The organism is Sphingomonas segetis, from assembly GCF_009720245.1.
In the GTDB taxonomy this organism is placed as follows: domain Bacteria; phylum Pseudomonadota; class Alphaproteobacteria; order Sphingomonadales; family Sphingomonadaceae; genus Sphingomicrobium; species Sphingomicrobium segetis.
Genome location: NZ_WJSQ01000030.1, coordinates 1 through 22815 on the forward strand (window position 1 = coordinate 1; position 22815 = coordinate 22815).

Here is a 22815-nt window from a genome sequence, read left to right on the forward strand (position 1 = left end):
CCCGGCGCCTGTGCGGCGTCGCCGTCTTCGCCTCGGCGCCGGCGGCGGGGGCGGGGGCGACTACGGCTGATGCGAGCATGATCTGCGGCGTGGCCGGACGGTCCGGCGCCGGCTGCTCAACGGTCGGCTGCACAGGCGGGCGGGCGGGTTCAGCGGCGAACGCGGTCGCGCTCGTCAGCGTAACGGCAGCAATCAGGACGAAGCGGGCAAGCATGACCGGCTCCCTTTCCAACATGCCGTTGAATTAGGCCGGTCGTCCTTTCGGCTAACCTTAGATAAGTGGTTAAGACGATTACAAGAATCGCTGTCGAAGGATCTTGGGACGTCGGGTGATGAGAGATTTTTTTCCTAGCAGGTGCAGCGACTTAGCCGCCGTGTCGGACGCCCGACGTTCATTGACTTTCGATTAAACCCGGAGCAAATGGGACGCCTTGACTCAGTCAAGGGGGCAACAATGACAACTGCTATTTCCACGAAGAACAACCGTAAGTTGATGCTTACCACCGCGGGCATTCTCGCCTTCGGTGTTGCGGCTTATGGCCTCGGGCGCGTGTATCCGCCCGTTGGCCCGAGCCAGGGCACGATTGCGCCGGCTGATCGCTATGTTTCGGCGCAGATCGCAGAAGGCGACGTGACGCTCGGCGACACTTCGGTGCCGGAACTGATGCAGACCGACGCGTTCGAGTTGATGGTCCACGATCCCGACTTCCGCGCGCTCGCGGCGAGCCCGGGATTCAAGGCCCTCGCCAGCCAGCCGCAGGTGATGGCCGCGCTGATGGCGAACCCGAAAGCGTTCGCGGCGCTGGCGGCCAACCCGAAGGCCTTTGCGGGAGTCGCCAACGCGGCGCAGAACGCATCGGCGCTTTCGTCCCGGTCGTCCAATGCCAATTCAGCGCTGATGGGGCTGGTTGCCAGCCACCCGGTCGCAATGCAGGCGCTGGCGGGGCATCCCGACGCTCTCTCGTCGATCGTCAGGAATGCCGCAGCTTTCGCTAACTTCGCGTCGAACGCGAACGCGTTCCGGGACGCCGCGTCGAAGGCAGCGAACAATGCGAGCATGGCGAGCAGCGCCGTCGCGTTCCAGAAACTCGCCGCCGACAACAATGCGATGGTCGCGCTCAGCAAGGATCCTGGCGTGTTCAAGTCGCTGGCGGCGAACGCCGGCGCGTTCAAGGCGCTGTCGGCTCAGCCTGCGGCGCTGGCGGCTTCGATCAACAGCGCGGCGGCCGCGGCCAGCAAGCTGCAGTCCGCCGGGATCTCCAACGCGGCGCTGCAGTCGCTAGCGGCAAACCCATCGGCGTTCGCACTGCTCGCCGGCCAGCCCAAGGCGCTGTCGGCGATCGCATCGCATTCGAAGGCGTTCGCCGCGCTCGCCGGCCATCCGGCTGCGCTCGCCGCGATCCTGTCGAAAGCCTCGGCGTTCGGCAGCTTCGCGAACAATGCGAACTCGTTCGCCAATGCCGCGTCCAAGGCGTCGTCCAACGCGCTGATGGCGAGCAACGCTGCAGCATTCCAGAAGCTTGCTGGCGACAGCAACGCAATGGCGGCGCTCAAGGCCGATCCGGGCGTATTCGCTTCGATGAGTCACAACGCGCTCGCGTTCGGGAGCCTGGCTCCCAATGCGCGCATGTTGAGCTCGAACCTGCTCGCCAGCCTCGGCCACAACGCGTCGGCATTTTCGAACCTCGCCAGCAATGCGAGCCAGCTGAGCGCCGCGGCGCACGCCCTGCAGGCGTTCGACGCCCATTCGCTGATGGCGTCGGCAGGGGCCGCCAACGCGCTCAATGCCGCGGCGTCGCAGGCCATTCGCAACAATCCGCAGGCCTTCTCGGCGATGCTGGCCAATCCGAAGGCTTTCGCGGCGATAGCCGCTCAGCCGGCGGCACTGGCGGCCCTGTCGTCGAACCAGAAGGCGTTTGCGGCGCTTGCGGCGCAACCCAACCTTGCGGCACTGATGGCCAACCCGAGCTTCTCGGCAGCGCTGTCTCAGGCGAACCAGGCCGGCGTCTCGCAGTCGCATAGCGACTGACGCACCGGTCCGGGGGGAGTTCATGTGCGGGAGTAGTAGCGGGCGCCGCCTCGCACTTGCGACGGCGGCGCTCGTTTTCATCGGCTTACCGGCGACGGCTTTCGCGCAGACGCCCGCCAAGCAGCCGCCCCCTCCGCCGCCGGCGGACACGACCACCGTCGTCGAGAAGCCGGACGAAGTCCCGCCGACTCCTGAAGGCACGCCACCATCGGAGCCGGTCACCCCGGCTCCAACCAAGCCCAACGCGCCCGAGCAGCAGGGCCCCGAGCACGTCCCGCAGGACGCGTCGGGCTTCCATCTGTCGACGCTCGAAACGAAGAACCTGACGCTCCTCTACATCGACCCGATCCAGACTTATCTCACGCCCTACATCGCGCGGTCGTTCGAGAACTCACTCGCCTTCCATGAGCGCAACCTGCGCTGGAAGCCGTGGGAGCCCGTCACGATCCTGCTCAAGGATTTCTCGGACTACGGCAACGCCGCCGCGCTCGGCTCCCCAAGCGACATGGTGCTGCTCGACGTCGCGCCGCTGTCGCTTTCGATGGAGACCTTCTCGCCCGGTGAACGCTTCTTCACGCTGATGAACCACGAGATGACTCACGTCGGGACGATCGACGTCTGGAATTCGCAGGACGCGGGCTGGCGCCATTTCCTCGGTGGCAAGCCGGTGCCGCTCCAGGACCATCCGGAATCGATCCTCTACAACTTCCTGACGAGCCCGAGGAACCTGTCCCCGCGCTGGTACATGGAAGGCAGCGCGGTCTTCATGGAAACGTGGATGGCTGGCGGTCTCGGCCGCGCCCAGGGCGGCTATGACGAAATGGTGTGGCGCGCCAAGATCCACGACCACAGCCGCATCTTCTCGCCGCTCGGGCTCGAGAGCGAAGGCACGCAGACCGACTTCCAGGTCGGCGCCAACTCCTATCTCTATGGCACCCGCTTCATGTCCTACCTCGCGCTCATCTACGGGCCCGAGAAGGTCAACGAGTGGCTCCGCCGCCCCGAGGATTCGAAGGCCTTCTACGCCAGCCAGTTTGCCCATGTGTTCGGAAAATCGCTAAACCGCGTGTGGGACGAGTGGATCGCGTTCGAGCGCAAGTTCCAGGAGCGCAACCTCGCAGGGCTCGCCAAATACCCGCTGACCGAGCCAAAGCATCTCTCGCCCGTCGGTCTCGGGTCGATGTCGCGCGGCTTCGTCGACGAGAAGACCAACAGTCTGATCGCGGCGTTCCGCTGGCCCGGCAAGATCGGCTTCCTCGGCCGGATGGACCTTGCGACTGGCAAGATCGCGCACCTCACCGACCTAGACGGCATGATGCTCTACAAGGTCACCAGCGTCGCTTACGACGCGTCGAGCCGCACGGCCTTCTACACCAACCAGAATTACGCCTATCGCGACATCAACGCGATCGACGTCGACACCGGGAAGAAGCGCCGGCTGCTGACCGACGCGCGAATCGGCGACCTCGCCTTCAACCCGGCCGACAAGAGCCTGTGGGGCATCCGGCATCAGAACGGCTTCGTGACCCTGGTGCGGATGCCGCCGCCGTACGACGGTTTCAACCAGGTCAAGACCTTTCGCTACGGCGAGATCCTGTTCGATCTGGACATTTCGCCCGACGGGCAGCTTCTTGCCGCGTCTTACGGTACGGTCGACGCAAAGCAGTCGGTGAAGGTGTGGCGGCTCTCGGACATCGAGCAAGGCAATGCCGACGATCCGGTAGCGACGCTGTCGCTTCCCCCCGCGGTTCCGGAGAATTTCACGTTTACGCCCGACGGCAAGGCGCTGCTCGGCAACTCCTACTACACCGGCGTCTCAAACGTGTACCGGCTCGACATTGCGAGTGGCAAATGGGACGTCCTGACCAACGCCGCGACCGGCTTTTTCCGGCCCCAGCTTCGTCCCGACGGTTCGCTGCTGGTCTACGATTACACCGGCGAAGGCTTCAATCCGTCGATCGTCCAGCCGCAGGCGCGCGAGGACCTGGCGAGCGTGAAGTTCCTCGGTAACGAGGTCGTGACCGCCCACCCCGAGCTCAAGCAATGGGCCGTCGGCTCGCCCGCGAAGGTGCCGCTCGATCAGCTGATTACCGCGCGCAGCACCTACGAGCCGTTCAAGCGTATGCGCTTCGATGCGCATTACCCGATGGTTTCGGGCTACGGGCAAAAGCCGGCGCTCGGCTATTATGTGCACATCGCCGACCCGCTGCAGTTCCGGCAGTTCAGCGCCGACCTCTCGGTCTCGCCCTACCATGTGCACGGCGGCGAGCGGCTCCACCTCGATCTCGAATACCAGACGCCCAACTGGAAGCTGACCTACTGGCACAACCACGCCGATTTCTACGATTTGTTCGGGCCGGTGCTGCGCAGCCGCAAGGGCGATGCCTTTATCGCGAGCTACAACAAACCTTTGATCTACGACCCGCCGCGCCAGCTCGACGTGTTCGGGTCCGCAGCGGCTTATTTCGGCCTGCAGCAGCTCCCGGGCGCGCAGAACATCCCCAGCCCGAAGAACCTGCGCTCGTTCGAAGCCGGGCTCCGCTACACCAACACCACGAGTTCGCTCGGCGGAGTGGATCACGAAAAGGGCATCGAGGGGCGGATCGTCGCCGGAACCGACGAGGCGCAGGGGCACTGGTTCCCGAGGCTCTCCGGCGGCATCGACGCCGGCACGGCGCTGCCGTGGCGCAACAGCTCGGTGTGGCTCTACGCCCATGCCGGAATCGTCAGCGGCCAACGCCAAAACCCCCTGGCGGCCTATTATTTCGGCGCGTTCCGCAACAATTACGTCGATAACCGGCCGGTGAAGCGGTATCGCGAAATGGAGAGCTTCCCCGGTTTCGAGATCGACGAGATCGCCGCGCGGAAGTTCGGCAGGATCACCGGCGAGATCAACCTCCCGCCGGTCCGCTTCGCCGAGGTCGGCACCCCGGCATTCTACCTCAGCTACATCCGCCCTGCGGTGTTCGCGGGGGGGATGGCGACTCAGGATCCGATGGGCGACGGCCACCGCTATTACGACGTCGGCGCGCAGTTCGACCTCAATTTCACCGTCGCGCTGCGGCTGCCGATGGTCTTCTCAGTCGGCGCCGCGGCGGGCTGGCAGGACGGCCACTACAGCAAGACCGAGTGGCTTGCCTCGCTGAAGATCCTGTAGCGGTCATGGGCCAGCTCCTCGCCGAAGCCGCCCACTGGGGCCTTGCCCTGATCCCCGTGCTGGCGATGCTGGCGATCTTCGTCTGGCTCGACGCATTCAAGCTGATGAATCTTCGCGAAATCCTCGTCCTGCTGCTGCTTGGAGGTATCGCGGCGCTCGTCGCCTGGCCGATCGCCGGCCGCTTTCTCGACACGCTGCCGATCGGCTATTCCAACTACAGCCGGTTCATCGCGCCGTGGCTCGAGGAGGCGCTCAAGGCGATCGCCATGATCGGCCTCTTCCGCCTGAACCGCATCGGCTACAAGCTCGACGCGGTCATCTCCGGATTCGCGATCGGCGCGGGCTTCTCGGTCGTCGAAAACATCTTCTACTTGACGGTCTTCCCCGCCTACGGTGCCGGGACCTGGCTGGTCCGCGGTCTCGGCACCGCGGTCATGCACGGGACCACGCTGGCCATCCTCGCCGCCATCGCCCACGAGCTTGCCGAGCGCGAGATGCGCGAATCCGCCGGCGACTTCCGCTTCCGCTTGTGGTGGTTCCTGCCAGGCTATTTGATCGCAGTCGCGCTCCACACCGTGTTCAACCAGTTTCCCGACCGGCCCTTGGTGGCGATGCTCGGCGCCGCGGTGCTTGCTCCGGTGGCGATCATCGGCATTTTCAATTTCGGCCAGGCCGAGGCCGAGCGCTGGCTGACGGCCGAGCGCATTGCGCATCGCGCGCAGGTCGAGGCGCTACGCTCCGGCGCCTGGCCGGAGGGTCCCGCGGGCCGGAAGATCGCTGGCCTCGCCGACCGCGTCGGTCCCGAAGCCACGCGGCGCATGCGGCGCTACTGGGAGCTTCACGCCTGGCTCGTCGCCGAGGCGGAGGACACCATGATGGAGGAAGCCGCCGGCGACGTCGAAATCGATCGCGCCGAGGTCCACGCCGCATTTGCCGAGCTCGCCGGCCTCAAGCAGGCCTTGGGCAAGAGCACATTCGCCGCGTTCGAAGCGCTCCTGCCCTTCAGCCGCAACGATTATTGGGAGCTGTCGGAAATGCGGCAGCGCTTGGGGCGTCAATTGCGATAGGGTAGAAGAGCCGAGGGGAAGGCACGCGCATCTGGAGGTGCTTCAATGCCTGAATATGTGATCGAACGCGAAATGCCCGGTGTCGGCCAGCTCGCCAGCAGCGACCTCAAGGCGGCGTCGCAAACTTCGTGCGACGTGCTGCGCGACCTCGGGCCGCAGATCCAGTGGGTCCACAGCTACGTCACCGACAACAAGATCTACTGCGTCTACCGTGCGCCCAACGAGGAGGTCATCCGCGAGCATGCGCAGCGCGGCGGTTTCCCCGCGAACAAGATCTCGCAGGTTCGCACGATGATCAGCCCCACGACCGCTGAGTAAGGCCAAGACTCGCCGCCAGAGTCCTGATATTCAAGGCATTCGAGGGTTGAGGGGCTGAACCCTGATGGCCGATGTGTTCGTCTCTTATGCGCGCAGCGACGAGGCCGTCGCAGTGCGCGTTGCCGACACGCTTCGCCGCGAGGGCTATAGCGTCTGGCGCGACGACGAGCTGCCTGCCCACCGCGCCTATGCCGAAGTGATCGAGGAGCGGCTGAGGTCCGCCAAGGCCGTGATCGTCCTGTGGTCGGCGGAAGCGGCGAAATCGCAATGGGTGCGCGCCGAAGCCGATACTGCGCGCAGCGCCGGCACGCTCCTCCAGGCGACACTCGACGGGACCATTCCGCCGCTCCCCTTCAACCAGATCCAGTGCGCCGACCTTGCCGGTTGGGACGGCAGCGCCGATTCTCCCGGCTGGCGCAAGCTCAAGGGGAGTATCGGCGCGCTCGGCGCGGCGACGTCGGATGCCGCGGACAAGGCGGGCTCGCGGCGGAGCCAGCGGTGCATTTGCGTCCTCCCGTTCCAGAACATGAGCGGCGATGCCGAGCAGGAATATTTCAGCGACGGAATCAGCGAGGACATCACCACCGATTTGTCCAAGATTTCGGCGCTCGGCGTCGTCGCCCGGAACACCGCCTTCACCTTCAAGGGCCAGTCGGTCGACGTCGCCGATGTGGCTCGCAAGCTCGGCGTCAGCCACGTGCTCGAAGGCAGCGTGCGCAAAGCCGGCGGGCGGGTCCGGATCAACGCCCAGCTGATCGACGGCGCGACGGGCGAACATCTCTGGGCCGAACGCTACGATCGCGACCTCGAAGACATTTTCGCCATTCAGGACGAAATTTCGAAGGCGATCGTTCAGGCGCTGAAGCTCAAGCTCCTCCCCGAGGAGAAGAAGGCGCTCGAGCAGCGCGGCACCACCTGCGCCGAGGCCTACAACCTCTACCTGCTTGCGCGGCAATATTGGGTGACCGGCAATCATGGCGATCCGCGCAGGGAGGAGCGGGTAATGCGGATCTGCGGCCGCGCCGTCCAGCTCGACCCCTATTATGCGCAGGCGTGGGCGCTGCTGGCGATGGCGCAGTCGAACCTGCACTACAATTTCGAGCGGGACGTGGATGACGGATTTGCCGCCGCGCACGCTGCGCTGTCGATCGACCCGACGATTGCCGAAGCGCATCTGCCGATGGTCAAGCGGCTCGAGGAGAAGCAGCAGAAGGATGCTGCCGCGGCCGAGATGGCAACGGCGATCCGCCTCGCCCCCGACTCGTGGGAGGTGAACAAGGACGCCGGCCATTTCTTCCTGTTCAGGGGCGACGTTCACGCCGCCGTGCTTCATTACGAGAAGGCGGTGGAGCTGATGGAGACCGACTTCCACGCCTGGGCGATGGTCTCGACCTGCTATCGGGCGCTCGGAGAAACGGAGAAGCTGCGCCACTCTGCATCGAAGATGGTGTCGGAAGCGGAGCGGTCGCTGCAGCAGGATCCCAGCAACGGCGCGGCGCTCGGCATTATCGCTGGCGGCCATGCGATCCTCGGCGAACGCGACAGGGCGCGCGAGTGGATCGATCGCGCGCTCTTGATCGACCCCGATAACGTCAACATGCGCTACAATTTCGCCTGCGTGCTCGCGGGCTACTGCGGGGAGAAGGACGAGGCGCTGCGGCTTCTCGCCGGGACCCTGGCGCTGTCCGCGACGCATCTCAGGGCGGCGGAGACGGACCCCGACCTGGACTCGCTCCGCGACGACCCGCGCTTCGGGAAGATCGTCGCCGACGCGAGGAAGCGCCTCGATCGGGGCAAGCAGGCATGCTCGCCGGCACTGACGATCGCGACGCCCACCGGCTAAGCCGTCGTCGACGTGCCGTGACGAGCGGTTCGCACCGGCTGCCGCTCCGCCATTCGCCGGCCGGACGATGCACTATCGTGCAAGGGAACAGCGCCAGCCGACATGGGTTCGATATCACGGGCTGCGCGGGAGAAGCTGTTTGGCGATTGATGGAGGCAATCAGTCGCTCGATCCTCCGCTCGACACGAGCGAGGACCACATCCTCGGCGCGCCGGCGAGATGAATCGCGAGGTTGCTGGCGGAGAGGGTGTCCGACTGCTTATAGCCTAAGGCGTTGAAAAGCATGAGGCGAGCTAGACGCGCCATATGCCGATCCCTGATTTTCCCCTGACCAGCCCAAGACTCACGCAGGTTTAAAGAGGTGCTTGCGGTGGTACGCCAGGTACCCGCACTGCTTCAATGAAAAGCCGCCTACGTTCTTGATTTCGTCGAGACCCCAAGCTGTCCAAACCTCTGGCGCAACTGCAGGTGATCGTAGGACAGTGCCGTCGTCATCGAAGCTGATCAAACCTCGATCGAAAAGGCGATCAACATGCGGAGACAAGAGCAGCCCGTTGCAGCCGTCGAGCTTCTCAAAGTCAGATGACTTCGACCAAGGCTTGATGTGGCTAGCGATGAGCAGGACGGGGTCAGCAATCCCGGTCAACCGGCAATGCTTTTCATTTAGGCGCACGTTTGCCTTGAAAATTCCCTGTCCGCGACGAGCCCGCACGAGCTGATCCTTCTGCGTATCTCCGATATCAGTCCTACCTTCCAATGCAGATTGGGCTTTGTCGTCCTCGACCTCAGGCGGGATGATCTCCTTGGCAATGACACCTTCCAAAGTCGTGCCCATATGCGCCAGGATCGTCTCTATAAAACCCTCGGAGACTTCGGCTAGATAGACCCCCTGGTTACCGTCGCCCGTCCTTTGAAGAGGATCATACTTGCCACGGAGATGCGGCAGTAGGTCACCGATGAAATCCTTGGGACGGGGCGGGTTGTCCACCTCAGTGAACTCAACTGGCACAAACCAGCCTTCTTTGTCCCAATAATCGCCGGCCCTACCGAAATCGGGCTTATCAGCCGACACTGCCGAGCCTGTAACCGTACCAATCGCTTTTATCCGGGTGTCACAGAAGGACAGGACCAGATCGCCTGGTGAGACTTCCGTCATGTTTACGTAGAACTGATTGCGTGAACCGTTGCTGTTCGCCTTCGGAGACCACAGAAAGCCTCCTGCCACTTCGTGCTTGTAAGTTTGATTCTGGTTGACCCACCAATAACGCATTACCGCCCCCGCCACTCGCTCTAGGCAAACCGCCGGCTGACTTCCTCGGCAATGGGTATGTCGGCCGGTGCGAATTCCACGGATAGCAAATCCCGCGGCTCAAGCCACTTTATGGCATCGTGAACCGTGAGGGCCACGTCTGGCTTTGCAGCATCGGCGAGTACCGCGATCAAATTAATGCGACCGCCGGGGTAAGAGTACAGCGATGTTGTCAGCGTCTGGCGAGCTTCCACGCTTAAGCAGAGTTCTTCGTTGAGCTCGCGAACAATGCAGCATTGTGGCGATTCCCCGGCCTCAAGCTTTCCACCCGGAAACTCCCACAAACCCGCGAGATGTTGGCCTGGCGCACGTCGAGCGACCAAAACGCGCCGATCATGGAAAACTATCGCGGCTGCAACTTGCTTCACGGGCGCTTCGGACATGCTTGATTCACAGCACGCCAGCTCGCGGATTCCAAGCCGTTGCCCCAGTTTAACTGCCGTGGCACGGTCGGCCGAATGCTGATCGGCTGTCCGAGCGCCTATGTTGTTGACGGGGACACTATTCATTGCGGCGCGGACCGCGTCCGGCTGCTGGGCATCGACGCGCCAGAGATCGAACATTGTCCGCGTTGGCGTCAATGTGCATCCGGCAACGGCGAGGCGTCGAAGCAGAGCTTAAAGAGCGCAATGCGACTAGGTCCGATCCGCTACCAGGCGATAACGCGCGATCGCTATGGGAGGCAGGTTGCGGTCGTATGGGCCGGGAAGGTGAATCTGTCGTGTTGGCAGCTTCAACGCGGTCAGGCGAGCTATAAGCGAAAGTGGGACAACGGCCAGATCATCGGGCGCGATTGCCCGTAGCCTTCCACGCTAGCCAAATCAGGAATGCCGCAATCGCAGGGGCGACGAAGGGGACTGCCGTGGCTGCAACCAAAACGAGAATGCGCATTCGTGACGGCTCCGGAAAACGGGTGCACCGAGCAGCACCCGTTCCCCCGTTCGATTCGGCACGGCGGGGGAACGCTGCCTGCCCAAATCCTACATCGCAGGAGCCCAAACGCAGAAAATCTAAATCGCTGATCTTCGACCTTGCGCTGACAAGCACGACAATAAGTGCGAACACGCGCCTTGGAGCACCGTCGATGTGTATGTTGTGAGCGTGAGGATGACGATTGAAACGATAGGGGCAATTTCGCTGCTATCGCTGAGCGCGCTGATAGCGGGTGCCATCGGGCCAACGGCAGCGAGTTTTATCTAACGTGCGCTGGCGCCTTTCGCGAACACCCTGACGATCCGGATCCACTGCCGGTGATTTTCGTCTATCGAATGGACGAGTCCAATCGCCGCGTTTCACAGCGCTCAGACGACGGCAAGTGGATCGCCGCCTGTCCAAGCAAGACCTGCACGCAACCCGAGTTCGGCGAGCGCTATATTTCCTGGAGCTCTGGAACGGCGGCCGACACAGCAATTCGGGATAAGTTTTTGTTTGACCGATTGACCGGCGAGGAGGTCACTTCGGCAGAACGAGTAACGACGGGCGAAAACGCTTCTGTCGAGGGCGTTGGTCAAGCGCGCCTAAGCTGCGAAAGGTCCGCGAAGGAGCCCCCGCCGCAGCGCAAGTTCTAGCTGCTGAACGCGGGCTGCGACATTGCGATCCGCGCTGCTTGAGACTCTACCCCTAAGGAAGCTCAGCCACCTTCATCATGTGCACGGGAAGCTTCACCTCTGGGTGTGCCACTCTCCAAACCTGCCCCGTTATGGTGCCCATCTGTCCGCCGTTCGGATCGTGCGCGCCTTCTAGTCGGCACATCGTCGGTTCCGGGCCAACGTCCCCGAAAGCTGTCTGCACAACGATGGTTGGATTGTAGGCCCATGTCTTAAAGTCCGCCGACACTGCTCCGCCACCGGCCTCGTAAGTGCCGAGATAGGCGATGAATGAATCACCGCCGAAGAGACGTTCCGTTTCCAAGACCACAATGCCGCTGTTGGCCCCTTCGTTACCGTGGACATCTCCGAAATACACGGCCCACATACCTTCGACGCTCATGGTTCACATCTCCACGCCCATGGCGCTCGCATGCGATCTTACTGCTGCAAAGGTCAAGCCATCGCCACTAGACCGGCGGCAGTACCGCGACCCTAGCCGCCTTCATCCCGCATCGGATGCAGCGGAAGCGCCGCGAAAGGCCGCGCAGATCGACTAGTCCCAAGCCTTTTACCGCAGCGTTGGAGCTGAGCGTCCGCGTCGAATGACAGTGTGTGCAGTCCACTCTCAGGGCGCAGCCAAAGCGTATGAGATCGCCGGTCGTTCTGACATGCTTGGTGGACATTCGCGTGCGATATGCTCACGAGAACGATTCGTGAACAGGCGAGCATTCATTTCTGGTGGAAAGTGCTTTAGCTGAGGGTCAAATGTCGAGCGCGCGCCCCTGTGCAGTGTATCTGGACACATCTGACTACTCGCGGTTCGGCGATCTCCTTCGGGGCAAAGCCGATCCAGGAGACGAACAGCTTTATGAAACCCTCCTGCGCCTAAAGGAGGCTGGCGAAGCGATCTTTCCCTGCTCCGCGCCGGTGCTCGGCGAGCTTCTCCAGTATGATACAGACCACCGCGAAACTTCTGTGTGTAAGGCCCGCGCCGTTGAGGCTCTTGCCGGGGAAGACGCATTCATATTCCCGAATCGGTTGATCATGCTGGAAGTCGCAGAGACGGCTCATAATGTTGGGCTGTTAGCTCAGGCTCCACGAGCGAAGGCAATTACGGGTCAACGATATTGGCATCCGAACGTCGGAAACGCTTTCGAGAACCTCAAGTCCGAGATCCAATCGACTATAGCGAACACCGTCGCCGAATCTGGTCACAATCGCGCGATCCGCCGAGCGGCCAAATCGAAATCGCGCAAGTTCTCCATGACGGATCTGGCCGAGGCAGCCGATCGCGTCGTGCCTCAGTTTGCAAACAAATGGGGGCTTTCAGAGGAGGGGGTCAGAGCTTCGATTGTTGCGGCGATCGCCGGACGCTTGAAGCCGGAGGAGGCTTCGAGAGCCTTGTTCTCTGAGGTCGCACAACCGACTACGTTCATCGGCGTCTATTTTGAAAGATTTGAGGGCGAGAAAGACTTGCCGTTCTGGATGCGCGATTTTGGCGCGCAGATTCAGACCCATGCGCTCAAGCTTCGCGCTGCTTTGGGCGACCTGCCGGGGGGCCTTCGCCCCCAACTCCAGCAGCTTTTTCGCGAGAAGCTCGGGAATGTCGGAGCCACGTTAATCAAAGCGCTCAATTCCGATGACCTTGAATTCGGCGTCACAAGCGAACTGGTCGCGCGCTTTACCGAAGACACGGAACAGTCGGCGCGCGTGCCGTGCAGCGCGACGATGAGCCAAATGATGATCCGCTTCGCATTGGAGAGCGCAGACGCGACTGCACCAGAGCCGCAGCGCAGCACGGGGGGAGATTTCATCCACGCACTTTACGCACGGCACAGTGACCTCTGGCGAGGGGACCGCCGCTTCTCGCACTTCCTGAAAGCGGCAGTCCCCGAAGTCGCCGATCGAGTTGTGCCTAGGCTATCCGAACTTCCTGACAGGATTCAGCGCTTCAACGCCGCGCGTTAGGCCGGCACCCTCAGCACGCGGATCGCATTCGGATCGAGCACGCCGCCGCCGATGCGCTTCGTTGTGTAGAACATCACATAGGGCTTGTTGCTGTAGGGATCGCGAAGAACGCGGATGCCAATGCGGTCGTTGATGAGATAGCCAGCTTGGAAATCCCCGAACGCAATCGGAAGGTTTCCGACTACGCCCGGCGCGGGCATCGCTTCGTCAATCTCGACCGGCCGCCCCATGAACGTGGAGGGCTGACCGGCGAGTAGGGTCTCGCGCCAGATTAGCTGGCCGTTCGCGTCCTTGAGCTTTGCCAGGGTGGCCGCTGAAAGGCTCGACATGAGCCAGGTGGCATTCTGTCGGTAGGGCGCCTCAAGCGAGTATTGAAAGTCGGTCAGCCTATCGATCGTCTCCGCTGCCGCAGCCGGATCAATGTCCACGTCCATGACCTCGATCGGCCCGCCCGGATGTGCGGCCGCGTTGGCGCCGCCCTCAACGTAGGTCAAAAAGCCAGCGGGTTTGTTGACTCCATCGCCGCTCAAAAAGGCGATGCCCTCCTGCCGGTTGAACTCTCGCTGCACGGCGTCACGCAGCCAGTTCTCCACGTCGAGCGCGGCGTCGTCGAGCAGCCGCTGCGTTGCGGCGGGCATCGCGTAAATCTCGCCGCTCGAAAACGTGATGGGCGCCAAAGAAGCATTGCTCGTCTGAGGCCGCGCCGCCGTCTCACCGACCCATCCCGATCCCCACTGGTCGTTGTTCCATAGGGTCGTGTAAGCGCCGACGCTCGTTTGCCGCACCGTGGCGAGCCGCCGCATTGGCGAGTTCGCGCGTTGCGCCTCGCTGATCTTCCGGTCCCATTCAACCGGTGCGAGATAGCCGCCTGACGAATTGTCGCCGACGCTCATTGACGCCTGAATGGTCGCGCGCTCGCCGGTCGAGTTCGCCTTGCGCAAGAACTCGTCACCGTCGCCCTTGCGGAAGTAGCTAGCGAACGTGCGGCTGTATTCGGGGTCCGCTCCGATCGCCGGTGCGCCGATCTGCGGATTGCCCGCGTGGATGGTCTGGAGCGCGCTTTCCAGATTTGTCAGCCGATCAGAATAATCGCCTCTGAAGATGTCTATGCTGTCGCGGAGCTGGGCGAATAGCTGCTGGGGTGTCTCCTCCGCAAGAACACGGAAACCACCGTGAGCGAGAGCGCGCGGAAAATGAATGTGCTGCATTACAGCCTCCAAAGAATGAGGTGATGGAGGCAGCGCCAAGCATGCCCGCGCGCTCTAGGCCTCGGCAGAGTCCCATGCCGGTGGGCCTACAGCTTGCGAGGTCGTTTCTGCGCTGGCTAAGGTTCAAAAGGAACATGGTCGGGCTAATCGAATGGACAGGCGGTTCCACCGCTTACAACATCCTCAAAGACGTAGTTGGCTTTGTGCGCCGAACGTTGGGTCGCAGATCATCCGGCCAGCGCCTTGAACGTCGAGCGAAATGGAAGCCATTGTTCGAAGACCTGATACTGACTCGCCGTCGCGATCAGTTACGCAGCGACGTGATCATCCGTGATGTGCGGCGGATGGATCACTATCCGGATCAAGAAGAAGGGAAACGCATTTCACCTTGGTTCCGCGTCGGCCTTGTTGGCACGTATTACCGAGGTATCGAGGTCGCTTTGGGGATCCACTCATTGGTGTGGGAGGAATCCGAGAAAAGTTGGCGACTGGGCGCTCTGCTCAACGAACCTAGCGAAACTCAGACGGGCTATCTGATCGGCTACATTCCCTATGATGTAATTGATCACGTCGATCTGACGGGAGACGAATACTACTCCTATCCGCACATTTATGCGAATTTCGCTTTCAAGGGGCAGCCCTACGAGAAGCTGGCATTCTGCGAGCGCAAAGAGCTTTTTCCGGGCAACGATTTCTACACCGAGCTTGAGCCCTTGGAGCGCGTCAAGCTGACGAGCGAAAAGTTCGGCACTGCGTGGATGTGGCGGTCCTAGCCTGCTCTCGGCGATGCGAGCAGAAAGAGCTTGTGTGGACCAGCGGGGGCTTTTCCTAAGGCATGAAGAGCATTCAGATACCGATGCCGCTGATGACCCTCAAGGAGAACCAATCGCACATCCGGGAACTCACCTTCATGGTTGCGCATGCCGTTAGGCGTCCTGAGAGTGATGATCGGATAGTCCCAAGTGCCCTGGTCCAGAGCAAAAGAGGTCGCCAGCTTTTTGCCAAAGTTTTCTTCTTGGAAAACAGCGTAGTCAAACTCAGGGTCGAGCGGGCCGGCAAATTCTCGCCGCACGCGCGCTAACACTTCGTCGCCCGTCATATCCGCCAATTCCCACGTAAGAGATTCGAGGGGCAGGAAGGCAAACGGAGAATGCGTCCAGTGACGATATACCCATTGTTCGGCGATCAACCGGTGAAGGTTAGGTAGACGCAGTCGGTTTCGCTCCCACCACGTCTCGAATTCCTCTTTGTCAATTTCCCCCTCTCCGACAGGTTTCAAATCGTTGGGCCACACAGGGTCGAGGCGTCTGGTTAGGTCGAGCATGCCCCATCATTTGCGAACAGTTGCCTCTCCATCAAGTCGAGACCGGTCCGCATCCATTCAATCGCCGCGAATGGATCACCGCGAAAGTTCTGCGCGATATCGTGCGCGGCATAGAGCGAAGCCACCGCTACGTCCTCAAGACTGATACCTCGCGCCTGACACTCGATCGCCATGCGCCGGCAGAGGTCGCGGGTGAGCTCGATCGCCTTCGTGCTGATCTCTTCATCGTCGCGGGTCATGCATCATCTCCTCGCGCGCCCTCGTGAGCCCTCGCGCGCGTTCGGGCGCCAGAGGCGGTTCGGGCTGGAAAATGCGTGTTTGCAATTTTTCTCGCTGCCGCCGCCGGCGTGGCTCGTTCCATGTACGAAACTTTCACGCCCCCCCCTTGTTTCGATCTGAAAAGGGGCGCGAGGGGCGGCGGGGGCGGAGAGAGTAATTTTGCGGATCGAACAAAATCCGGAGCCGAACTCGGAAAATCCGCGGAGGGCTAAATATACTCTCTCCGCCCCCGCCGCCCCTTCCGCCCCTTGTGATGCTCGGAGACCTATCATGGCTGCACCAGGCGGCAGCTGTAGATCAGCCGGTTGCAAGCGTGCTTGAAGTCGTAGGCGTGACCGTGCTCAACAAGCTCACGCGCAACCGTCGCCTTCGCTTTGTGTCGGGTTTGGCCCCAGACCCTCATCGGGCTGAATCCCCGCACCAGGACGACATATTGGCGCTCGCGCATCATCGTCCCAGCTCCTTAATAAGGAGATCGGACAGGGGCAGGATTTCGGTCGACTGGCCTCTTACTGTGTCCCTGCAGCCGAGTAGCCGCAGAAGCACTTTTCGGCTGATAATCGACGGTGGTCGACCGTTCCACGCCGGGTTAAGCCGGCGGCCCAACTCGGCTCTGCGACAATCATCTGCGGCGGTGATTGAGCCTAGTTCGAACCGAACAGAGGCGTCATTCACGGCGACCAAACGCAATGCTCGCCGCACAGCGGCCACGCGGTTTGCGAAGTACTCGCAACGTGAGCCGAAAGTCAGAGAATAAACGCGTGTGCTCATGAACGATCTCCTAAGTTTGATCGGGCGACGTTCGCCTCGGTCAGGTCGCGCAGAGGCAATCTCAGCAGAGTCCAAAGCCCGCGGGCGTAAGCCCAGGCTTCGTCTTTGCTGTGGAAGGTGCGACTAACGTCCAGTTTAGTCAGAGCTTGGATAGTCACGCGAAAGCCGCGCCGGTGAGGTTCGAGCGTGACGTATGCACCCCGATATGGCTCTTCACCCTCAGCCATTTCCGGTGCTCCGCTGCGCCTTGCGGCTCTCCAACCACGCGTCGCATTCTCGCCTGTCAAAGCCGCTGCTGCGCTTGCCCAGGCGGAAGGGCTTGGGATGACCGTGATCCCTTATCAGGATCGCCAGGCCGTGTTTTCCGACGCCGAGTTCGCGCATCCAATCGCGCGGACGAATGACTAGAGGGGGTGGCTTCTCGCTCATCGGCAGTTCTCCAAGGTTGCGGAGAAGAGAAGACCCTAATCGGAGCGAATGGATTACCCCGCAGAACTACCGGGCGAAGTGATGGGCGGGGAGGGAAGCAAGGTAGGCAATATCGGCAGCGGCTTCCCGGCGTCCTGCCGAAGGCGTCCTTCGCTTAAGCTCGGCACGAAGCTTCTCAACTAGCTCCTCAGTATGTGACCGATGAGCTTTGAGTCTATCGAGACTCCGCGTCTCGCGGGGCAAGCCCCGGCGGCACCGATTGACGGCAATTCGCAATGCGCTCGCGGAGTCGGCGCTTGGACGCTTTCGTCCAGGCCAGTAGCGATTAAACATGTAGCGCAACACTTCGTATTCCCAGACCATTGCATTCAGGCCGGCGAATGCGTCGGCCGGGCGGTTCGCTGCGCGAGGCGAAGAAACGGATTCGGCCAAAAGGGTCGGCCAATCATGCGCTTCTGCCAATTGTTGATATCGGCCGCTGGAGAGCATGGCGAACCGATCGAATTCTCGCTCGACCCACGTGATAAAGGCGCCGCGCTTCGTATCGTCGCCGCCGAAGTCCCAATCAGGCAGCATTCGACTTGCTACTCACAAAAGCCGCCCAATCCGCCATGAGCGGCTGGCGCTTCTCGAACAGGTCAGTGCGCCGGTACGCGGCCACTGTCTCGTCATCGTCGTAATGGGCCAGGGCGAACTCCGCGAGCTGGTCCGGATAGTTGGTCGCCTCGGCCGCCCATGTGCGGAACGCGGAGCGGAAGCCGTGCACCGTCGCCTTACCCGCATAACCCATGTCGTTCTTGAGGAGGTCGAGCATCGCCATGTTGCTTAGGCCGTTGCGCGCCTTCGTCCGCGAGATGAACACGTGCGGGTTACCGTCCTCATGCGGGACGGCCTTGAGGATCGCCAGCGCTCGCGGCGACAGCGGCACACGGTGCGCCATGCGCTCCTCGCCATTGCCGCTGCGCTTAATCTTCATGCGCTCCGCCGGGATCGTCCAGATGCCTTTTTCTAGGTCGATTTCGTCCCACGTCGCGCCGATCACTTCCGAGGTCCGAAGCGCCGTGAGGATCAGGAACTCAAGAGCCTGAGGCGCCACGCCTTGGCGCTCGCGGAGCTTAGCGACGAACTCTGGCACCTCATCATAGGTCATGGCCTTGTGGCGCTTGGGCCGGTGCACCTTGCTCGCCTTGGGCAGCGACTTGCGGAGGCTGTCTCGATCGGCGGGGTTGTTGCCGGAGCGCAAGCCTTCCTCGATCGCATAGCTGAAGATCAGGTCGAGCCGTGGGAGGAGGCGCGTGGCCGTGACCGGTACCTTTGTCCAAAGCGGCAATAGGAGGTCGAGCACGTCAGCGCGGTCGATGCGGTCAACCGGCGTGTCTCCGATGACGGGGAACACGTGCTTGGCGAGGGAGCCGCGCCACGACTGTTCGCTTGCGCCTCCCGCGTCCCACTCCGCCTTCTTCACGTCGATGTAGCGGTCGGCGACTTGCTTGAACGTGGATCCATCCCGGCGCTGGCGAATCACATGCCGCGTTTCGCGGTCGCGCTCCTCCATCGGGTCGGTGCCCTGACGGACCATGCGGCGAAGCTCCACGCAGCGGTCGCGGGCATCGTCTATGTCCATGAAGTCGATCGACCCCAGGCTCATCTCACGCTCGCGGTAGCCCTTCTTTGGCTTGCCGCTTTTCACCGTGTCCTTGGCAGGGTCAGGGAAGCGGTAGCAGAAGGACCATGTCTTCCGACCGTTCGCGCTCACGGACAGGAACAGGCCGCGCCCATCGCTGTAGCGCCGGCGCTTGTTGGCCCGCTCAATTTCCTTCTTCGTCAGCCGCATATCAGGTCTCCATAGCTCTTCATCACATCGGGAGCCATCCCTGATATTTCCCTGATTCGGACAAAAACGTAAACAGATTTCTCGAACCAAACGGAACCCAGCGGGACCGTCAGTTTCGATCGATGTGTCTGAATGATCTCGATTTTAGCAGATCAATCGAGCCGATCGTCGCCGTTTCGGAATACAACAGCTGGCGGAGAGGGTGGGATTCGAACCCACGGTACGGTTGCCCGTACGCCGCATTTCGAGTGCGGTGCTTTCGACCACTCAGCCACCTCTCCGCTTGTAGGGTGCGTGCTGGCCGGGCGGGTGCCGGCTCGGTCGGACGCGGCGCTCTAGCAGCGAGCACCGGGGTTGCCTAGATAGGAACACATGACCCCTTTTGAACCGCTCGAACGTTCCCCCCTTATGGGCCGCAAGATCGACATCCCGCTTGCCCGCTTTGGCATCGGCGACGTGGTGCGCCACAAGATTTTCGACTTCCGCGGCGTGATCTTCGATGTCGACCCCGAGTTCGCCAACAGCGACGAATGGTACGAGGCGATCCCCGAAGCGCTGCGCCCGTCGAAGGGGCAACCTTTCTACCACCTGCTCGCCGAAAATGCCGAGAGCAGCTACATCGCCTACGTCAGTCAGCAGAACCTGGTGCGCGACGAGAGCGAGGAGCCGATCGACCATCCGGCCGTCGGCGCCATGTTCGAGGCTCTTGAAGACGGAAGCTACCGACTGCGGGATCAGCTGCGGCACTGAGTTCGTCCGCATGTGCGCAGCTCATTGAGAGGGCAACCATCGAGCGGAGAGTCGATGGTGGACGGGTCCTGCGCCGCCGCTGTTTACCCCCCATCCTTGCCGATGGGGAAGGAGGGGCGGTTGACACTTTCTGCCCCCTGCCATAGGCGGCCTGCTTTCCCGAACGCGGCCCTGCTTTCGTGAGCGACAGCGCGCGGGATTTGAGAATTCGCGAGGAAGATAAAAGCCATGTTCGCAGTCGTCCGCACGGGTGGGAAGCAGTACCGCGTGCACCCTGGAGACAAGATTGTCGTCGAGAAGCTCGACGGCAATGCCGGTGACAAGGTCACGCTCGGCGACGTCCTGCTCGCCGGCGACGCCGGCAAGCTCGAGTCCACCGACGGCCTCAAAGTCGCCGCCGAGATCATCGCCCAGGCAAAGGGCGAGAAGGTCACCGTCTTCAAGAAGCGCCGCCGCCACAACTACCGGCGCAAGAAGGGCCACCGCCAGCAGCACACGATCCTGAAGATCGTCGCGATCGGCGATCATAAATCCGAGAAGCCGGCGAAGGCCGCGAAATCGAACGCGGCGCCCGCTCCCGAAGCTGCCGCGAAGCCCGCCAAGGGCAGCGCGAAGAAGGTGGACACCGCGCCGGCCGAGGTCGACGCCACTCCGACCGAGAACCCGGCGCCGAACAACGAGGCCCAGGCGAATCCGCCCGCCGAGAGTGTCGACGCTCCGCCCAAGGCCGCCAAGGACAAGCCGGCCGACAAGCCGACAGCCAAAACCCGGTCGACAAAAAATGCTGCACCTGCTAAGGGCGGCGCCAAGAAGGCCCCGAAGGCCAAGTAGTCAGGATCCGAATTCGTCATGGCACACAAGAAGGCAGGCGGCTCGTCCCGCAACGGCCGCGACAGTGAAAGCAAGCGCCTCGGCGTGAAGAAGTTCGGCAGCGAGACCGTGCGCGCCGGCAACATCATCGTGCGCCAGCGCGGCACCAAGTGGCACCCGGGCGACAATGTCGGCCTGGGTAAGGACCATACGCTTTTTGCGCTCACCGACGGCCAGGTCGCGTTCCGAGATGGCAAGCTCGGCCGCAAGTACGTGCATATTATGCCGACGTTTGCGGAAGGCGCGAAATAGGAACGGTCAGAAAGGGACCGTTCCCACAAGGGGGCGGCCCGGACGAGATCTAGACCAGATCAAAGCCAAAAGGGAGAAGGGGAGCCCCCGGAAGGGGTCTCCCCTTTTTCTTTGCCTTCTCCCGATACGGTCACGGGCGGCCGCCAGGCACCCGGGTGAGGAGAAGGGTGATGTTCGCGAGAACTACGAGACTGCTGCTGAGGCCTGGCTTCCCCGAAGATGCGGCGGCGCTTGCCGCCGCCATGTCGGACAAAGCGATCGCCCGCAATCTCGCGGTGGTTCCGTGGCCGTACACGCTGCGCGACGCCGAGGCGTTCCTCGCCAGCCCGCGCGACCCGGTGCTTCCCTCGCTGCTGATCCTCGAGCGCACCGACGCCGAACCGCGGCTGGTCGGTTCGTGCGGCCTCGGGCGGCGGCCGTCGGGCGCGGTTGAGATGGGCTATTGGATCGCGCGCTCCTCCTGGGGCCGCGGCTTCGCGACCGAAGCCTGCACCGCCCTGATCGGAATCGCGCGCGCGCTGGGACTCGGCCGGCTGGAGGCCTCGCACTTCATCGACAACCCGGCGTCGGGCCGTGTGCTCGACAACCTCGGCTTCGAGTCCACCGGCATCATCGCGCCGCGCATGAGCTGCGCGAGAGGCGAAGAGGTGCCGGCAAGGCTGATGCGCCTGCGGCTAAGTGCCGTCGACGTTGAAGAGGAGGAGGCGATTGCGGCGTAATGAAACGTCACCCCGGACCTGGTCCGAGGCCTGCCCTTTTTGCGCCAGTGAAAAAAGCGGGTCCCGGCTCAAGGCCGGGATGACGCATCACACCGCCCGCCGTACCCGGCGCTTCGGTTCTTCGGCCGTCCCGTTCGCGTCATACGCACGCAGCAAATGCCGATCATCCTCGTTCCACGGGTGGAACCCGGGCAGGAAGAACTTCAGCCACGCGCCCGCGATCTTGCGGAACATGCCGGGCCGCAGCCACAAATACGCCAGCAGCAGCCGCCACGCGCGCACGCCGGTGACCCCATCTTGCCGCATCAGCTCGAGCGCGCCCGCAGTGCGGTCGACGACGAAGTTGCGGGTGATGAACAGCATCACCTTCGCCTTCACCTTCCACCGTTTCCAGCGGCTCCAGTGCAGCGTTGCGTGGATCCAGGTGTCGTAGGCGACGCCCTTGTGCTCGATCTCCTCGGCCGCGTGCCAGCGCCATAGCTCGGCGGATTCGGGCTCGGCGCCGTCGAGGTGGCGCGGATCGGCGAGCAGCTGGTGGGCGAGGATCGCGGTGAAGTGCTCGAGCGCCATGGTCGCGGCGAGGCTGACGATCGGCGGCTTGCCCTTGGTGATCGCCAGCCGCTTCTCGACCTGCGCTTCGAGTTTGCCGAGCTCGTAGCCGGCATCGGCCGCGCGCCTGTTGAACGCGTCGTGCTCGCGGCTGTGGATCGCTTCCTGCGTCGTGAAGGCGGCGATTTCTTCCGCCAGCTTCGCCGGCGTGCCGTCGCGAAAGGCGCGCACGCTCTCGACGAAGAACGCCTCGCCCCGGGGAAAGGTCGTCGACAGGGCATTATAGATAGCAGTCGCTTCGACGCGTCCGCCGTGCCAAAGTCGCGGCGTGGCCGACTGGCGGCCGAAGCGGCGGTCGCGCGGCGTGATGCTGAGCTCTGCCGGCGTCGGGAGGCTGATCGTGCTCACGGCGGCAGGATAGGCTAACTTACACTAGTGTCAACAAGACCCAGACGCCTGAGCCCGGAGGAGAGCCGCTCGGCCGCGATCGCCGCCGCGCGCCGGCTGCTGCTCGCCGACGGGCCGCAGGCGGTGACCCTCAAGGCAGTCG

The 22815-nt window shown here is 62.6% G+C and carries 25 protein-coding genes, 1 tRNA gene and 1 pseudogene; 14 read left to right on the forward strand and 13 right to left on the reverse strand.

What is annotated here, in order from left to right; translation table 11 throughout:
- The coding region (locus tag GH737_RS15715) for a hypothetical protein (RefSeq protein ID WP_230558626.1) at positions 1 to 214 on the reverse strand (214 nt) is incomplete at its 3' end.
- A gap of 279 nt (positions 215 to 493) precedes the next feature.
- Here GH737_RS15715 and GH737_RS04755 point away from each other — a divergent pair.
- From GH737_RS04755 to GH737_RS04775, 5 genes are all read left to right on the forward strand, one after another.
- Positions 494 to 2029, forward strand: a complete 1536-nt coding sequence (locus GH737_RS04755; RefSeq protein ID WP_196232984.1) for a hypothetical protein — start codon at positions 494 to 496, stop codon at positions 2027 to 2029.
- A 22-nt stretch (positions 2030 to 2051) separates the two neighbouring features.
- Positions 2052 to 5186: a hypothetical protein gene (locus GH737_RS04760; RefSeq protein ID WP_155263716.1), complete on the forward strand. Its 3135-nt coding sequence runs from the start codon at positions 2052 to 2054 to the stop codon at positions 5184 to 5186.
- A gap of 5 nt (positions 5187 to 5191) precedes the next feature.
- Entirely contained in the window at positions 5192 to 6253 is a 1062-nt protein-coding gene (locus GH737_RS04765; protein WP_155263717.1) for a PrsW family glutamic-type intramembrane protease, read from the forward strand.
- Positions 6254 to 6298: 45 nt separating this feature from the next.
- Positions 6299 to 6571 carry a DUF4242 domain-containing protein gene (locus tag GH737_RS04770; protein ID WP_155263718.1) on the forward strand — a complete coding sequence of 91 codons (273 nt, stop codon included), beginning with the start codon at positions 6299 to 6301 and terminating at the stop codon, positions 6569 to 6571.
- Positions 6572 to 6635: 64 nt separating this feature from the next.
- On the forward strand, positions 6636 to 8414 hold the full coding sequence (locus GH737_RS04775) for a TIR domain-containing protein (RefSeq protein WP_155263719.1): 1779 nt from the start codon (positions 6636 to 6638) through the stop codon (positions 8412 to 8414).
- Between the two features lie 343 nt (positions 8415 to 8757).
- On the opposite strand, the gene GH737_RS04780 is transcribed toward GH737_RS04775, so the two are convergent.
- Together GH737_RS04780 and GH737_RS04785 are read right to left on the reverse strand one after the other, a co-directional pair.
- The gene (locus GH737_RS04780; RefSeq protein ID WP_155263720.1) at positions 8758 to 9684 is read right to left on the reverse strand and encodes an HNH endonuclease; all 927 of its coding nucleotides are present in this window, start codon (positions 9682 to 9684) and stop codon (positions 8758 to 8760) included.
- A 20-nt stretch (positions 9685 to 9704) separates the two neighbouring features.
- Complete coding sequence (locus GH737_RS04785) at positions 9705 to 10286, reverse strand: (deoxy)nucleoside triphosphate pyrophosphohydrolase (RefSeq protein WP_230558627.1); 582 nt, start codon at positions 10284 to 10286, stop codon at positions 9705 to 9707.
- Here GH737_RS04785 and GH737_RS04790 point away from each other — a divergent pair.
- Entirely contained in the window at positions 10182 to 10526 is a 345-nt protein-coding gene (locus GH737_RS04790) for a thermonuclease family protein (RefSeq protein WP_155263722.1), read from the forward strand. The genes GH737_RS04785 and GH737_RS04790 overlap by 105 nt on opposite strands.
- Before the next feature lie 447 nt (positions 10527 to 10973).
- Positions 10974 to 11291 (forward strand): hypothetical protein, encoded by a 318-nt coding sequence (locus tag GH737_RS04795; RefSeq protein ID WP_155263723.1) that lies wholly within the window; start codon positions 10974 to 10976, stop codon positions 11289 to 11291.
- Between the two features lie 52 nt (positions 11292 to 11343).
- On the opposite strand, the gene GH737_RS04800 is transcribed toward GH737_RS04795, so the two are convergent.
- Positions 11344 to 11712: a hypothetical protein gene (locus GH737_RS04800; protein ID WP_155263724.1), complete on the reverse strand. Its 369-nt coding sequence runs from the start codon at positions 11710 to 11712 to the stop codon at positions 11344 to 11346.
- A 389-nt stretch (positions 11713 to 12101) separates the two neighbouring features.
- On the opposite strand from GH737_RS04800, the gene GH737_RS04805 reads away from it, so the two are divergent.
- On the forward strand, positions 12102 to 13280 hold the full coding sequence (locus GH737_RS04805; RefSeq protein WP_196232985.1) for a hypothetical protein: 1179 nt from the start codon (positions 12102 to 12104) through the stop codon (positions 13278 to 13280).
- Here the strand turns inward: GH737_RS04805 and GH737_RS04810 are convergent.
- Positions 13277 to 14488: a phage major capsid protein gene (locus tag GH737_RS04810; protein ID WP_155263726.1), complete on the reverse strand. Its 1212-nt coding sequence runs from the start codon at positions 14486 to 14488 to the stop codon at positions 13277 to 13279. The genes GH737_RS04805 and GH737_RS04810 overlap by 4 nt on opposite strands.
- A gap of 134 nt (positions 14489 to 14622) precedes the next feature.
- Between GH737_RS04810 and GH737_RS04815 the strand changes: the two genes are divergently transcribed.
- Complete coding sequence (locus tag GH737_RS04815) at positions 14623 to 15261, forward strand: hypothetical protein (protein ID WP_155263727.1); 639 nt, start codon at positions 14623 to 14625, stop codon at positions 15259 to 15261.
- Here the strand turns inward: GH737_RS04815 and GH737_RS04820 are convergent.
- The 7 genes from GH737_RS04820 to GH737_RS04850 form a co-directional block, all read right to left on the reverse strand.
- Positions 15258 to 15812 carry a hypothetical protein gene (locus tag GH737_RS04820; RefSeq protein ID WP_155263728.1) on the reverse strand — a complete coding sequence of 185 codons (555 nt, stop codon included), beginning with the start codon at positions 15810 to 15812 and terminating at the stop codon, positions 15258 to 15260. The genes GH737_RS04815 and GH737_RS04820 overlap by 4 nt on opposite strands.
- Positions 15800 to 16051 carry a hypothetical protein gene (locus tag GH737_RS04825; RefSeq protein WP_155263729.1) on the reverse strand — a complete coding sequence of 84 codons (252 nt, stop codon included), beginning with the start codon at positions 16049 to 16051 and terminating at the stop codon, positions 15800 to 15802. The genes GH737_RS04820 and GH737_RS04825 overlap by 13 nt, the downstream gene beginning before the upstream one ends.
- Positions 16052 to 16359: 308 nt before the next feature.
- On the reverse strand, positions 16360 to 16542 hold the full coding sequence (locus GH737_RS04830; RefSeq protein WP_155263730.1) for a hypothetical protein: 183 nt from the start codon (positions 16540 to 16542) through the stop codon (positions 16360 to 16362).
- A gap of 539 nt (positions 16543 to 17081) precedes the next feature.
- On the reverse strand, positions 17082 to 17291 hold the full coding sequence (locus GH737_RS04835; RefSeq protein WP_155263731.1) for a helix-turn-helix transcriptional regulator: 210 nt from the start codon (positions 17289 to 17291) through the stop codon (positions 17082 to 17084).
- A 66-nt stretch (positions 17292 to 17357) separates the two neighbouring features.
- On the reverse strand, positions 17358 to 17867 hold the full coding sequence (locus tag GH737_RS04840; RefSeq protein WP_155263732.1) for a hypothetical protein: 510 nt from the start codon (positions 17865 to 17867) through the stop codon (positions 17358 to 17360).
- Positions 17857 to 19125, reverse strand: coding sequence for a tyrosine-type recombinase/integrase (locus GH737_RS04845; protein WP_230558628.1), 1269 nt, complete (start codon positions 19123 to 19125; stop codon positions 17857 to 17859). Before GH737_RS04845 ends, GH737_RS04840 begins: the two co-directional genes overlap by 11 nt.
- Before the next feature lie 191 nt (positions 19126 to 19316).
- A tRNA-Ser gene (locus GH737_RS04850) sits at positions 19317 to 19406 on the reverse strand.
- A gap of 127 nt (positions 19407 to 19533) precedes the next feature.
- On the opposite strand from GH737_RS04850, the gene hspQ reads away from it, so the two are divergent.
- From hspQ to GH737_RS04870, 4 genes are all read left to right on the forward strand, one after another.
- Positions 19534 to 19875: a heat shock protein HspQ gene (gene hspQ / locus GH737_RS04855; RefSeq protein ID WP_230558630.1), complete on the forward strand. Its 342-nt coding sequence runs from the start codon at positions 19534 to 19536 to the stop codon at positions 19873 to 19875.
- Positions 19876 to 20103: 228 nt separating this feature from the next.
- Positions 20104 to 20706 (forward strand): 50S ribosomal protein L21, encoded by a 603-nt coding sequence (rplU, locus tag GH737_RS04860; protein WP_155263735.1) that lies wholly within the window; start codon positions 20104 to 20106, stop codon positions 20704 to 20706.
- An 18-nt stretch (positions 20707 to 20724) separates the two neighbouring features.
- Complete coding sequence (gene rpmA, locus GH737_RS04865) at positions 20725 to 20997, forward strand: 50S ribosomal protein L27 (RefSeq protein ID WP_155263736.1); 273 nt, start codon at positions 20725 to 20727, stop codon at positions 20995 to 20997.
- Positions 20998 to 21167: 170 nt separating this feature from the next.
- On the forward strand, positions 21168 to 21716 hold the full coding sequence (locus GH737_RS04870) for a GNAT family N-acetyltransferase (protein WP_155263737.1): 549 nt from the start codon (positions 21168 to 21170) through the stop codon (positions 21714 to 21716).
- Positions 21717 to 21803: 87 nt separating this feature from the next.
- On the opposite strand, the gene GH737_RS04875 is transcribed toward GH737_RS04870, so the two are convergent.
- Positions 21804 to 22673 carry a metal-dependent hydrolase gene (locus GH737_RS04875; RefSeq protein WP_230558629.1) on the reverse strand — a complete coding sequence of 290 codons (870 nt, stop codon included), beginning with the start codon at positions 22671 to 22673 and terminating at the stop codon, positions 21804 to 21806.
- A gap of 27 nt (positions 22674 to 22700) precedes the next feature.
- Here GH737_RS04875 and GH737_RS15720 point away from each other — a divergent pair.
- A pseudogene (locus GH737_RS15720) lies at positions 22701 to 22815 on the forward strand (TetR/AcrR family transcriptional regulator); the annotation flags it as partial.